Origin of the sequence: Candidatus Poriferisocius sp. (assembly GCF_965204015.1) — a bacterium.
GTDB lineage: Bacteria > Actinomycetota > Acidimicrobiia > Acidimicrobiales > Bin134 > Poriferisocius.
Map to the genome: position 1 here is coordinate 676,993 of NZ_OZ241965.1, position 13,973 is coordinate 690,965.

Annotated in this window: 10 protein-coding genes and 2 rRNA genes; 1 reads left to right on the forward strand and 11 read right to left on the reverse strand. The window is 62.5% G+C overall.

The genetic code is table 11. The features are described from left to right. The first annotated feature begins 119 nt into the window (after window positions 1-119). Window positions 120-674 (forward strand): hypothetical protein, encoded by a 555-nt coding sequence (locus ACOGJC_RS03215; protein WP_419847071.1) that lies wholly within the window; start codon window positions 120-122, stop codon window positions 672-674. A gap of 270 nt (window positions 675-944) precedes the next feature. On the opposite strand, the gene recN is transcribed toward ACOGJC_RS03215, so the two are convergent. From recN to ACOGJC_RS03270, 11 genes are all read right to left on the reverse strand, one after another. Beyond that, window positions 945-2,531 (reverse strand): DNA repair protein RecN, encoded by a 1,587-nt coding sequence (gene recN, locus ACOGJC_RS03220; protein ID WP_419847072.1) that lies wholly within the window; start codon window positions 2,529-2,531, stop codon window positions 945-947. Between the two features lie 15 nt (window positions 2,532-2,546). Beyond that, window positions 2,547-3,389, reverse strand: coding sequence for an NAD(+)/NADH kinase (locus ACOGJC_RS03225; protein WP_419847073.1), 843 nt, complete (start codon window positions 3,387-3,389; stop codon window positions 2,547-2,549). A 4-nt stretch (window positions 3,390-3,393) separates the two neighbouring features. Continuing rightward, window positions 3,394-3,654: a hypothetical protein gene (locus ACOGJC_RS03230; protein ID WP_419847074.1), complete on the reverse strand. Its 261-nt coding sequence runs from the start codon at window positions 3,652-3,654 to the stop codon at window positions 3,394-3,396. 43 nt (window positions 3,655-3,697) lie between these two features. Then, on the reverse strand, window positions 3,698-4,486 hold the full coding sequence (locus tag ACOGJC_RS03235; RefSeq protein ID WP_419847075.1) for a TlyA family RNA methyltransferase: 789 nt from the start codon (window positions 4,484-4,486) through the stop codon (window positions 3,698-3,700). Window positions 4,487-4,491: 5 nt separating this feature from the next. Next, a complete protein-coding gene (locus ACOGJC_RS03240) occupies window positions 4,492-5,259 on the reverse strand; it encodes an HAD-IIA family hydrolase (protein ID WP_419847076.1) in 768 nt (255 codons plus the stop codon). 14 nt (window positions 5,260-5,273) lie between these two features. Further along, a complete protein-coding gene (locus ACOGJC_RS03245) occupies window positions 5,274-6,290 on the reverse strand; it encodes a 2-oxoacid:ferredoxin oxidoreductase subunit beta (protein WP_419847077.1) in 1,017 nt (338 codons plus the stop codon). Beyond that, a complete protein-coding gene (locus tag ACOGJC_RS03250) occupies window positions 6,283-8,160 on the reverse strand; it encodes a 2-oxoacid:acceptor oxidoreductase subunit alpha (protein ID WP_419847078.1) in 1,878 nt (625 codons plus the stop codon). The genes ACOGJC_RS03245 and ACOGJC_RS03250 overlap by 8 nt, the downstream gene beginning before the upstream one ends. A gap of 114 nt (window positions 8,161-8,274) precedes the next feature. Next, window positions 8,275-9,324 (reverse strand): class I fructose-bisphosphate aldolase, encoded by a 1,050-nt coding sequence (locus ACOGJC_RS03255; RefSeq protein ID WP_419847079.1) that lies wholly within the window; start codon window positions 9,322-9,324, stop codon window positions 8,275-8,277. A gap of 87 nt (window positions 9,325-9,411) precedes the next feature. Then, window positions 9,412-10,305, reverse strand: coding sequence for a tetratricopeptide repeat protein (locus tag ACOGJC_RS03260; protein ID WP_419847080.1), 894 nt, complete (start codon window positions 10,303-10,305; stop codon window positions 9,412-9,414). Window positions 10,306-10,625: 320 nt separating this feature from the next. Continuing rightward, a 5S ribosomal RNA gene (rrf, locus tag ACOGJC_RS03265) occupies window positions 10,626-10,742 on the reverse strand. Between the two features lie 85 nt (window positions 10,743-10,827). Continuing rightward, window positions 10,828-13,924: ribosomal RNA gene (locus ACOGJC_RS03270) — 23S ribosomal RNA — on the reverse strand. Window positions 13,925-13,973 lie beyond the last annotated feature (49 nt).

Below are 13,973 nucleotides of genomic sequence, written 5' to 3' on the forward strand. Positions count from 1 at the left end.
GGATCGCCAGAGCGGTGGACAGGCTCGACCAAACCGTTGCCGCCGCTCCGCCCTGCCAGACGACACGGAGAGTGGGCGGCAGGCCAGGGACGTGCTGCGAACGACCCTACGCAACAGGGATGTACGGCAAACTCGCCATGGCAGTGATGCTGGTAGCGCTGGCGTTACCAGCCTGCACTTCCACCCCGTCCGATCCCTCGCAGACAGTGGATAGTTTCAAGCGGTGCTTGCTTGCCGAAGGAGAATTCAGCCACTTCTCAGAGAGACTGGAGCGAGAGCAAACCAACATGGAAGACGATCTGGATTTCAAGGCAACGGGCGATCCATCTGTGCGCTTGCACTCCGTAACGAGGGCGGCCAAGTACGCGGCAGGCGGCATCGGCATCGGCGACCTAATCGCTGAACGATGCCCTGGCGAACTGGCCGACCGGTTCACCGAGAACCGCAATCGACTCATTGGGCTCTTGGAGGGCCTCCAGGCAGCCTGTCGCACAATGATGGACGGGCCGCACCCGCCCGCCTTTGACCCTAAGCCATGCACGACTCCCACCGAGGAACTGACCCGCTGGAGGGCGTGCTATGCGATACACAAATACGGCGAGTTCGAAACCGAGTTCGCACGAGGGGGATTCTGCGCTGGGCGCAACGAGCTAGGGCGCTCCCCCGAAGCCTAGAGCGCGCTGTTGACGACGAAGACGCGCAGTGCTGCTCGACGATGCCCTTCTGCCCTTAATCGGCACTACGCGAAACAGTGAAGATATGTGCGGGCCGGGCCGTCAGCGTCTGACAAGCCCATATAGCAAAAGTACACAGCAAAAATGGAACTACTGTCACCCAGGCGACCATCGTGGGTGGCGTTCGGTTTATGACCTAAGCGCCGGTGTTGGATACCCCTTCTTTATGCCCCGATTGTGTGATGTTCCGCAATGAAGCTCATGGGGTTCTTACATTGTGCTGCGGGATTGGGACATCTCGAGGAGTTCGGAGGCATGGCGGCGGGCGCTCTCGCTGTCGGGCGACCCGGAGAGCATGCGGGACAGCTCGACCACCCGGTTGTCACCTTCCAAAGGCTCGGCCGTCACCGTGGTGGCAGCCCCATCGTCGTGTTTGGCAATTCTCACCTGCTGGTCGGCGCAGGCCGCTACCTGGGGCAAATGGGTTACCACCAGCACTTGGTGATCGGCGGTCAAGCGGGAAAGCGCCCGGCCCACCGTCTGGGCCACCTGGCCGCCGATGCCGGCATCCACTTCGTCGAATACCAGCACCGGGGGGCCGGCACTGACCACCAGGCGCAGAGCCAGCATGACCCGAGCCAGCTCTCCCCCCGATGCGACCGACGTGAGCGGAAGGCCGGGCGCGCCGCTGTTGGCGGCCAGCAGGATGTCTACGTCGTCTCCGGGGTCGTCGCCTACCTCTACTTGCACCTCGGCTCGGGCCATGGCCAGCTCTCGCAGATTGGCCGTCACCTCTTCGCCCAGTGCCTGGGCCGCCTGTCGTCGGGCCGCGCCCACTGTGGCCCCGGCTTCGGCCACCACGGTGGTGCGGCGATCGAGTTCCCCATCCAGGTCTTTGGCCAAGCGGTCGAAATCCTCCAGTTCGGCGAGGCGGGAGGAGAGATCGCGGTGGAATTCCATGACCTCGGCCACGGTCTCCCCATACTTGCGGCGAAGATCCACCAACAGCTCCCGGCGCTGGCGGACCTCGGCCAACCGGACTGGATTCTCATCGATGGACTCCCCAGCCCGGCGCAGCTCGGTCGAAAGATCCGCTGCCTCGGCAACCAAGTTGACCAAGCGCTCATGCTCGCTCTCCAACGGCGGTCGGCTATCCAACGCAGCCGCGATCTGGGCCAGTCCAGCCCCCACATCGCCATCGGCGCCCAAGGCCCTAGCCGACTGCCGGGCCGCGTCTCGACTGGCCGCGGCATCGGCTAATACCGCCTCTTCGGCTTTGAGACCTTCCTCCTCGTCGGGGTTCTCCAGACCGGCCTCATCCAATTCGCCTAGCTGGAATCGGCATAGCTCAATCTCCCGCGCTCGGGATCGCTCGTCGCCACCCAACTCGGCTCGTCGCCGATTCAGATCGGCCAGCGCGGCCCGAGCCTCCATCAGCGGCACCAAGTCCACATCGCCGAATCGATCCAGCGCGGCCCGCTGATGGACACGGCGCAGCAGCGACTGGTGGTCGTGCTGCCCGTGCAGATCCACCAGCTCTGCACCCAGTTCGGCCAGAGTGGCCGCCGATGCCAGCCGCCCGTCGACGTAGGCCCGAGCCCGACCGTCAGCGGGCACCACCCGCCGAAGCACGACCTCATCTCCCTGGTGGTCGAACCGGCCCTCCACCGTGGCCTCGTCAGCACCGAACCGCACTAGCGCAGAATCGGCTCGTCCGCCCAAGAGCAAGTCCACTGCCGTCACCACCAGGGTTTTCCCCGCCCCTGTCTCCCCAGTCAACGCAGTCATGCCCGGTTCCAAGACCAAATTGAGCCGCTCGATCACCCCTAGGTTCTCTACCGCTAGCTCAGTGAGCACGGAGCTCTTTCCCTGTCACCGATCGGCCAAGCCGAAGGAGGACTTGAGTGCTTGGTGGAACCCCCGTTGACCCAGGGTGACCAATCGGGCCGGATGATCGGACACCGAGACAGTCAGCTTGCCACCTTCGCCTAACTCCCCCAATGAGCGGCCGTCCACCGCAACCGCAGCAGAGCGATCGCCCAACACTTCGATCACCAATTCGCTGGAGGGAAGCAGAACCAGGCTGCGGTCGAACAAGGTGTGGGGGGCAACTGGCGTCAGGATCAGCGCGTGCATGGTCGGGGCCAGAATCGGTCCACCGGCCGACAGCGAATAGGCGGTGGAGCCGGTCGGCGTAGCCGCAATTAGCCCATCGGCGGCGTAACTGGTGAAGAAGTCACCGTCGATGTGAACAGCCAGGTTCACGGTGCGTCCGCTGTCAACCTTCTCAACGATGGCCTCGTTGAGGGCGCTCACCTCCGTGCCGTCGTCAAGACGACAGCTCAGTCGGATGCGCTCTTCGATCTGATAGTCACCCGCAAGGAAGCGCTCGACCGCGTCAGAGGCGGCATCCGGCTCGATCCCAGTGAGGTAGCCCAACGAGCCATAGTTGACTCCGAGCACGGGCACCCCATCATCGGCCACCGCGGTCACGGCTCGGAGCATGGAGCCGTCTCCCCCCAAGCTCACCGCCAAGTCCAGCTTCTCGCCAATATCGTCGTCCTGATGGGCAAGGTCAGTGCGTCCCACCGCTTCAGCCGATTCGAGAGCTAGACGGATCTGATGACCGTCACGGTCCAACCGGTCTATGAGTTCAGCCGCCAACTTCAAGGCTTCCGGCCGGTCAGCGTGAACAAAGAGGGCAATTGCAGCCATAGAGCTATGACGCAACCGGCTGGATGCCGTTCGGGGAGAAGCTAGTGCCAGCTGCTATCACCTCGTCGATCACAATGGAACCCACTTCGCTGGCGGGAACATCAAAATATGCGGCTATGGCATCCCTAGCGGCTTCCTCCACGTCATGAAGGCGGCGAGCTTGAGAGAAAACCCAATCCAACTCCCTCACCTGGATACCCCACCATTCGTCACCCTCGCGGGCAACCACCTTGAACGTGCTGTTTGGGGTTGGAATGTCAGCCATTGCTGCTCCCGGACGACTCCTGCGCTCGTCTCAATATACCTCTCTAAACTTGGGCCACCACTTGGGCGGAATCCACTGATGAGGGCGGGCCACCGCGCTCCAAGTGCAGGAAGAACTCCGTGTTTCCCTGCGCACCCTTAAGCACCGAGGGGGCAGCCCCCTGAGCCGGGACGCCGAATTCTGAGGCTGCCACTAATACCCGATCGATTGCAGCCCGCCATTGCTCGGGGTCTCGGATAACGCCGCGACCCTTGTTGACCAATTTGCGTCCCACCTCGAACTGGGGCTTAGCCAGAACCACTACTGGCGCTCCCGTGGCCGCCAACTCAGCCAGACTGCCCATGACCGAAGTCAACGAAATGAAGGACACATCGGCGGTCACCAGGTCGAACGGCGCCCCTATTTCGGCAGGATCGATTTCGCGAACATCGGTGCGTTCGTAGAGGGTCACCCGGCGGTCTTCGGCCAGGCGCTCGTGCATTTGGGCTCGGCCCACGTCGATAGCCACGACTTCGGCTGCACCTCGCTGCAACAGGCAGTCGGTGAATCCCCCGGTGGACGATCCCACGTCGCAGCAGCGCAATCCCGCCACATCCAATCCGAAGGCGGCCAGCGCACCCTCCAGCTTCTCGCCGCCCCGGCTCACATAGCGGGCTGGCGGGCCCGATAGCTCCAAGGCATCGCCGGGCAGCACTAGGCGGGCCGCTTTCTGGGCGACTGCTCCGTTCACGGTGACCTGGCCAGAGACCACTGCCTCCCGGGCCCGGTCCCGGCTCGTGACCAAGCCGCGGCGGACCAACTCTGTGTCCAGCCTCCGGCGCGATCCCTTCATCCCACCTATTCAAATCCCATCTGATCGACCAGTGCGGCCAAATCGGTGGCGCAGTGCTGCGGCTCTGGGGACACCGGCAGATCGTCGGGTCCGGTCACCCCGCTCAGCACGAGGGCGAACTCATAGGCCAGCGCCTCAGCGAATAGGCCGTCGGAGTCGGGGCGGTCCCCCACCACCACGCCGGCGTCGCCGATTCTGCTGCGCACGCAATCCACTATGGGCTGGTTGGGCTTGCCTGCCATTGTGGGTGCCGCCTCGGCGGCAGTCGCCACCGCGGCCAAAAGAGACCCGCCCCCCGGCTCCAGTCCGCGCTCAGTGGGGTAGCTGGGGTCGTGGTTGGTGCCGATCAGGCGAGCGCCACCGCGAACTGCCCGCATGGCCCGACTGAGGGTGTCGTAGTTGAAGCCTGGGTCCATGCCCACTACGACCGCGTCAGCAGGGCCCGATGAGCAGACCTCGGCACCGGCTAACTCCACCGCCTCGTCGATGCCGGGACCCCCCACCACCAGCACCCGCTCTCCTGGGTGGATCAGCTGGGCCGCCGCAGTGGCCGAGGTGATCACCGATCCGGTGGCGTCGATCCCGCAGTCGGCCAGTTTGGCCTCCTGGTCGGCCACCGTTAGCGCAGACATGTTGGTGACGAACACGACGGGGTCGCCTGATTGTTGCAAGCGCCCGACGGCCCTAGCCGCACCGGGCACCGGGGTTCCGCCCACCCAGATCACTCCGTCCAGATCGAGTACCCAACCCCCAGGGGCGGCACGCTCTGTCATGGAATGGACGTTGCTCAGGAGACTTCCCAGGTGGGCCGGGAATGCAAGAGGGCCTCGAGGTCGCCAGGGCCGGACTGCTCTTGGGCCATGGCGAGCTGCTTGCTGGCCTCGCCGGCGTATTCCGAGCGCTCGACGGCCCGATACACCCCGATGGGGGTGGGCTCGAACGGACCGGCTGAGAGCCTCGACAGGGCGAAGGCCAGGCTGGGATCCTGGCGGGCCTCGTCGTGCACCAGCAGGGCCGACTCGCCGACGTCGGCCACGTCGACCACCTCGGCACTCCCCTGCGGGTTGATAACCACGCCCTTCTCGTTGTTCTCGCCGAAGCGGATGGGCTTGCCGTGCTCAAGGTGAATGAGCATGGAGGCCCGCTTGTCCTTCTTGGTGATGGCTCCGAATGCCCCGTCGTTGAACACGTTGCAGTTCTGGAAGACCTCCACGAAAGAGGCGCCGGGGAAATCGTGGGCCCGCCGGAACATTTCCATCATGTGCTGGCGGTCCATGTCGTGGGTGCGGGCCACAAAGCTGGCCTCGGCCCCGATGGCCACTGATACCGGATTGAACGGCTCGTCGATGCTGCCCGCCGGGGTCGACTTGGTGACCTTGCCGATCTCGCTGGTGGGCGAGTACTGGCCCTTGGTCAACCCGTAGATCTGGTTGTTGAACAACAGGATGTTGAGGTTCACGTTGCGTCGCAGGGCGTGCAGCAGGTGATTGCCGCCGATGGACAGCATGTCGCCATCGCCGCCCACCACCCACACATGCAGCTCCGGGCGGGCCATGGCCAGTCCGGTGGCCAGGGCGGGGGCCCGCCCGTGGATGCCGTGCATTCCGTAGGTGTTCATGTAGTAGGGGAACCGGGCTGCGCAGCCGATTCCCGAGACGAACACGGTGTCCTCTCGGCGAACATCGAGCTCGGGCATGAGGATCTGCACCGCGGTGAGAATCGAGTAGTCACCGCAGCCGGGGCACCAGCGGACCTCTTGATCGCTGGTCCAGTCGGCCTTGGTGGTTGTGGGCACGTCAGTCATCAAGGACTCCGTTGATGTGGCGGTGAAGTTCAGCGGCGGTGAAGGGAACCCCCTCCACCTTGGCGACCGATTGGGCATCGACCAGGAACTCGGCCCGGATGATGCGGCAGAACTGGCCCAGGTTCATCTCCGGGACCAGCACCTTGGGGTAGCGGCGGACGATGTCGCCCAAGTCTTTGGGCAGCGGGTTCAGGTGGGTGACGTGGGCATGGGCCACCTTGCGACCCTCGGCCCGGGCTCGCATGACCGCGCTGGTGATGGCACCCCAAGTAGAGCCCCAGCCCAACACCAGCAAGTCGGCATCGTCGGTGTCGCCGTCCAGCATGGTGGGTGCGATGTCGTTGGCTATATGGGCAACCCGTTCCTCGCGCAGCTTCACCATGTAGCCGTGGTTGTCGGGCTCGTAGTTGATGTTGCCGGTGCCGTCTTCTTTCTCAATGCCGCCGATGCGGTGGGTGAGGCCGGGCGTGCCGGGCACCGCCCAGGGGCGGGCCATGGTCTCGGGGTCGCGCAGGTAGGGCCAGAACACCTCGGTGCCGTCTTCCTCGGTGTGGTTGGGCCCCGTGGCGAACTCCACCGTGAGGTCGGGCAGAGTCGACACGTCGGGCAGAAGCCAGGGCTCGCTGCCGTTGGCCAGATAGCCGTCGGACAGCAAGATCACCGGTGTGCGGTACTTCAGGGCGATGCGGGCCGCCTCGATAGCGGCAAAGAAGCACTGCGACGGGGAGTAGGCGGCCACGATGGGCACCGGCGACTCGCCGTGGCGGCCGTACATGGCCTGCATGAGGTCGGCGCTCTCGGTCTTGGTGGGCAGCCCGGTGGACGGCCCGCCCCGCTGGATATTGATCACCAGCAGGGGAAGCTCGAGGCTGACAGCCAGGCCGATGGTCTCGCCCTTGAGGGCGATGCCCGGACCGCTGGTGGTGGTAATTCCCAGATGGCCGCCGAAGGATGCCCCCAAAGCGGCGCACACCGCGGCGATCTCGTCCTCGGCCTGGAGGGTTCGCACGCCAAAGTTCTTGCGCTGGCTCAACTCGTGGAGGATGTCGCTAGCCGGGGTGATGGGATACGAACCCAAGAACAGGGGGACCTTGGCCTGCTGGCTGGCGGCGATCAGGCCCCACGACAGGGCGGTGTTCCCGTTCACGTTGGTGTAGGTCCCCGGGTCGAGCGCGGCCGGTTTCACCTCATAGGTGAAGTCGAACAGCTCGGCGGTCTCGCCAAAGGCCATCCCCGCCTTGAACGCTGCGGTGTTGGCGTCGGCGATCAACTGCTGGCGCTTGAACTTGGCCGAGATCCAATCCAAGGTGGGCTGGGCCGGTCGGCTGTAGAGCCACGACAGCAGGCCAAGCGCGAAGAAGTTCTTCGACCTCTCGGCGTCGCGGGGCTTCACCCCCAAGTCCTTGCAGACCTCCTTGGTGATAGTGGTCATCGGGACCTTGAACAGGGTGTAATTGTCCAGGCTGCCGTCATCCAGCGGGTCGCTCTCATAGCCGGCCTTGGTCAGGTTGCGCTCCACGAAGGCGTCTTGGTTGACGATGATGGTCCCGCCGAACTCCAGGTGGACCAGCTCCTTGCGCAGGGCGGCGGGGTTCATGGCCACCAGCACGTTGGGCGCGTCGCCCGGGGTGGTGATGTCGTGGTCGGACACCTGCACTTGGAAAGCCGACACCCCGGCAAGCGTTCCCTGCGGCGCCCGGATCTCGGCGGGAAACTCCGGCAGCGTGGCCAGATCGTTGCCGAAGAGCGCGCTGGCACTGGTGAAGCGGTCTCCAGTGAGCTGCATTCCATCGCCGGAGTCGCCCGCAAAGCGAACCACCAGACGGCTCAGCTCCTGCGTCCCGACGGTACGCGGCACGGTGTCAGTCACGGAATCCTCCTTGATCCCAGATGGCCCCTCGCTTAAGCGACGCCGAACTCCGAGGTTACCCAGTGAGCCGCCACAAGTGGCACATCCTCACCCAAAAGCAGACCGGCTGCCTGGCTAGGCGACGGTGACTGAGTCGGAGAGGTAGACGTCTTGGATGGCGTTGAGGAGCTCTACGCCCTCGGCTACGGGGCGTTGGAAGGCCTTGCGGCCGCTGATGAGGCCGAGGCCGCCAGCGCGCTTGTTTATGACCGCGGTGCGCACGGCTTCGGCCAGATCGCTGGCGCCTGACGATGCGCCGCCAGAGTTGATGAGGCCGATGCGGCCCATGTAGCAATTGGCCACCTGCCAGCGGGTGAGATCGATGGGGTGGTCGGTGGTGAGCTCGTCATAAACCAGCTTGTGGGTCTTGCCGAACCCGAGAGCGTTGTAGCCGCCGTTGTTCTCGGGAAGCTTCTGCTTGATGATGTCGGCCTCGATGGTCACCCCGATGTGGTTGGCCTGGGCGGTGAGGTCGGCCGCCGCGTGGTAGTCGGTGCCCTCCACCTTGAATTCGGAGTTCCGGAGGTAGCACCACAGCACGGTGAACATTCCGAGCTGGTGGGCCCGGTGGAAGGCCTCGGCCACCTCCTGAATCTGGCGGGTGGCCTCTTCTGAGCCGAAATAGATGGTCGCCCCAACGCCGGCAGCACCCAGGTCGTAGGCCTGCTCCACCGATCCGAACATCACCTGGTCGAACTTGTTGGGATACGTCAGAAGCTCATTGTGGTTGAGCTTGACGATGAACGGGATCCGGTGGGCAAATCGCCGGGAGGTGGCCCCCAGCACGCCGAAGGTGGAGGCCACTGCGTTGCAGCCTCCCTCGATGGCCAACTCCACGATGCCGGCGGGATCGAAGTAGCGGGGATTGGGAGCAAACGACGCCGCTCCCGAGTGCTCGATGCCCTGGTCCACCGGCAGGATTGAGACGTAGCCGGTGCCGCCCAACCGGCCGTGGTCGAACAGCGACTGGAGGTTGCGCAGCACCTGGGGAGACCGGTCGGTCCCCGCCATGACCCGGTCGACGAAATCAGGGCCGGGGAGGCTCAAATCCTCACGGGGAATGGTCTTGGATTCATGCGACAGGAGCGATTCAGCCTCGTCGCCCAACAGTCCTTGGATGTCCATGGTCGCCTACTCCTTCGAACCATGTGCGGATAATTCTCACCTTACCGGCGAGCAGAAACGACAAGGGGTATCCCCAGGGGTTTTTCGCTACCGGAGAGCGTCCAATCGCTCCGCCACATCCACATAGAGCTCATCTTGGTCTATCAACCAACCGAACAGCTGACGAGCCCTGGGTACTTCCCCCGCCCGCTCGCACAGATCAGCAAGGGCATAGGCCTGGCGAAGGTGGTGCTCTTTGGCTCGGCGGGGCAATTGGAAGTTCTTGGATAGCACCTCCACTGCCTCAGTGAGCTTCCCCTGGTCGCCGAGAGCGCCGGCGGCCACAATGCGGCCCTCGGCGAGCACCGCCGAGCTCTCCTGGGAGGCTTGCAGCTCGGCCCAAATCAGCTCTACATCGGTCCACCGACGCTGAGCCCGGTAGCAGTCGGCCAGAACCGGATGGAGATCCGTTCGCCCGGTGAGCTCTCGCAGAGCCTCCAGGTCTCGGGCGGCCAACTCCCAGCGGCCCAGCCGGTAATGCGTCAAACCAGCCAGCTCCCTCACCTCGGGGACCTTGGGCGCCTCTTTGGCCATGCCGTCCAATGACCGCCAGGCCCTGCGGTAGTCCTCTTGCTCATAGGCCTCCTCGGCCCGCACGAGCCGCTGGCGAAGCGTCGCCGCCATGCGCTGGCCGACGGCCTCCTCCAACTTTTGGGCCTTGGATGAAGAGCCGCTCTCCGACAATGGTGTGCGCCGCCGGCCCCGTGATCGCTTGTCGGGCTTTTTGGCCGGGGCGTCGCGGAGATTGCCGCGCTCCACCGCCTCTTGAGCCTCTGATCGGAGCTGCTTGGTGCGGGCCTGCCGGGCCGCTCGTCGCTCGGCCCTCAAGCGGGCTTCTTCGGCCTCCTCAGGCGTCTGTTCAACCTCCGGCGGGGCTTTGTCGACGACGGGCAGGGGTTCTTCGTGGATCTTGGCCGCTCCCCTGCGGGCCACCGAGCCCATGTGCCGAGGCCCCTTGGGCGGTGGCGGCTTTTCCTGTCGCCGATCTTGGGACGAGGGTGGCCTCCCCTTTCGGCCGTCTTGAGACCGTGGGTGTTTCCCCTTTCGGCCGTCTTGCGGTCTCCCCCTTCGGCCGTCTTGGGACGAGTGTGGCTTCCCCCTCCGGCCGTCCTGAGACGCAGACTGGCGAGGAGGCCTCCGGCGGTTGGGAGGCTTGCGGGCAGGACCTCCACCGGAAGACACCGCATGAGTCTACCGAGACAGCCCCGTTGCCAGCGGTTAAACGAAGATGGGGAGCCTCTCGGCTCCCCATCTGTTGCGAAATCCGGCGGCGACCTACTCTCCCAGGGCGTCTCCACCCAAGTACCATCGGCGCTGGTGGGCTTAACTTCCGTGTTCGGAATGGGAACGGGTGTGACCCCACCGCCATCGCCACCGAAACCTATATGTTCTTGTCAAAGAGGCAGTGCTTCAAGAACTCCACAGCGAGCACGAACATCCGGTTCAAAATCAGGTTATTGATGTAGAACCAAGCCCTCGGCCGATTAGTACCGGTCAGCTGAACATGTCGCCATGCGTACACTTCCGGCCTATCAACGTGGTGTTCTGCCACGGGCCTTACCCGGTTTACCCGGTGGGTGATCTCATCTTGGAACAGGCTTCCCACTTAGATGCTTTCAGCGGTTATCCTTTCCGCAGGTCGCTAACCAGCCATGCCCTTGGCAGGACAACTGGCACACGAGAGCTGCGTCCGTCCCGGTCCTCTCGTACTAGGGACAGCCTTCCTCAAATCACCTTCGGCTACAGAGGATAGGGACCGAACTGTCTCACGACGTTCTAAACCCAGCTCGCGTACCGCTTTAATGGGCGAACAGCCCAACCCTTGGGACCTGCTTCAGCCCCAGGATGCGATGAGCCGACATCGAGGTGCCAAACCTTCCCGTCGATATGGACTCTTGGGGAAGATGAGCCTGTTATCCCCGGGGTACCTTTTATCCGTTGAGCGACGGCGCTTCCACACGCAACCGCCGGATCACTATGCCCAACTTTCGTTTCTGCTCGACCCGTCGGTCTCGCAGTCAAGCTCCCTTGTGCCATTACACTCGACGCCTGATTGCCAACCAGGCTGAGGGAACCTTTGGGCGCCTCCGTTACTCTTTGGGAGGCGACCGCCCCAGTCAAACTACCCACCTGACACTGTCCTCAACCCGGATAACGGGCCTAAGTTAGATGCCCAGCATGAGCAGAGTGGTATTTCAAGGTTGACTCCACACAAACTAGCGTCCATGCTTCCCAGTCTCCCACCTATCCTACACAACACATACCAAACACCAATATCAAGCTGTAGTAAAGGTCCACGGGGTCTTTCCGTCCTTCTGTAGCTAACGAGCATCTTTACTCGTACTTCAATTTCGCTGGGTCTATGGTTGAGACAGTGGGAAAGTCGTTACGCCATTCGTGCAGGTCGGAACTTACCCGACAAGGAATTTCGCTACCTTAGGACCGTTATAGTTACGGCCGCCGTTTACTGGGGCTTAGGTTCAGAGCTTTGCCTTACGGCTAACCCCTCCCCGTAACCTTCCAGCACCGGGCAGGCGTCACAGCGTATACCGCGTCTTACGACTTCGCACGCTGCTGTGTTTTTAGTAAACAGTCGCTTTCCCCTGGTTTGTGCCACCCTGTCAAGCTCCGGGCGCGAGGCCCTTCACTTTACTGGGGTCATCCTTATCCCAAAGTTACGGATGTAATTTGCCGAGTTCCTTAACCATAGTTCTCCCAATCGCCTTGGTATTCTCTACCTGCCCACCTGTGTTGGTTTGGGGTACGGGCGCCGTGAAAGCTCGCTAGCGGCTTTTCTTGGCAGTACAGGATCAGTGACTTCACCTCATGCGGTTCGGTATCACGCCTCAGGCTTTATGGGGACCGGACTTACCTGGGCCCCACCCTACACGCTTACCCCAGGAACTACCGTCGCCTGGGTTCACCTACCTCTCTGCGTCCCCGCGTTGCTGGCCGCTCCGGTGTGGGTCGGTTTCTTCTGTCCCTTTGCGGGACAGACATCCCCTTAGCAACACCGGTTAAGCCTGGACGCGTTCACAGCGGTACCGGAATATCAACCGGTTGTGCATCGACTACGCCTGTCGGCCTCGCCTTAGCTCCCGACTCACCCTGGGAGGATTAGCCTTCCCCAGGAACCCTTGGGCTTTCGGCGGAAAGGTTTCTCACCCCTCTCTCGCTACTCATACCAACATTCTCACTCGGACTCGGTCCACGTCAGCTCACGCTGCCGCTTCACTCCAAGCCCGACGCTCCGCTACCACTCCTGCCTAATGGCAGAAATCCGCAACTTCGGTTTCTAGCTTTAGCCCCGTTACATTGTCCGCGCAGGATCACTCGACCAGTGAGCTGTTACGCACTCTTTCAAGGATGGCTGCTTCTAAGCCAACCTCTTGGCTGTCTGTGCAATCCCACATCGTTTACCACTTAGCTAGAAATTAGGGACCTTAGTTGGCGGTCTGGGCTGTTTCCCTTTCGACCCCGAAGCTCATCCCCCGGGGTCTCACTGCCGTGCTCTAGAACCATGGCATTCGGAGTTTGGCTGAGTTCGGTAAGCTTGTCGGCCCCCTAGCCCATCCAGTGCTCTACCTCCATGGTTGAACGCACAACGCTGCACCTAAATGCATTTCGCGGAGAACCAGCTATCTCCGGGTTTGTTTGGCCTTTCACCCCTATCCACAGGTCATCCGCCCAGTTTTCAACCTAGGTCGGTTCGCGCCTCCACGGAGTCTTACCCCCGCTTCACACTGCCCATGGATAGATCACCCGGCTTCGGGTCTACGGCATGCGACTGTACGCCCAGTTATGACTCGCTTTCGCTCCGACTTCCCTTCACAGGTTAATCTCGCCACATACCGTAACTCGTTGGCTCATTCTTCAAAAGGCACGCCATCGCGATCTCAGATTGACGATCCGAAGATCATCGGGTTGAGACGACGCTCTGACTGCTTGTAAACCAACGGTTTCAGGTACTATTTCACTCCCCTCCCGGGGTACTTTTCACCTTTCCCTCACGGTACTAGTTCACTATCGGTTGCCTACATATACTTAGCCTTACGAGGTGGTCCTCGCAGATTCACGCCGAATTACACGGCAACGGCGCTACTCGGGGACACTCAGCGAAGTGTGCAGCAGTTTCGTGTACGGGGCTCTTACCCCCTGCGGCTCGCCTTTCCAGAACGATTCCACTACCACGCACATTTGTAACTTCGTGGAGGATCTGGCGCTCCTCCTCTGAGGCCCCACAACACCGAACCGGCAACGCCACCAGGCTATTCCACCGGCACGGTTTAGGCTTTTCCCATTTCGCTCGCCGCTACTAAGGGAATCGCGGTTGCTTTCCTTTCCTACAGGTTACTTAGATGTTTCAGTTCACCTGGTTCCCTCTACCAGTGCTATGTGTTCACACCGGAGTGATACCCCTTTACAGGTATCAGGTTTCCCCATTCGGACATCCCCGGATCGAAGCTCAGTCGGCAGCTCCCCGAGGCTTATCGCAGCCTCTCACGTCCTTCATCGGTCGTAGGCACCAAGGCATCCACCGTTGGCTCTTCGTAGCTTGGAAGATTCATACATCGAAGAACTCTAATTTCGATCAGATGCTCGTGCTCGCT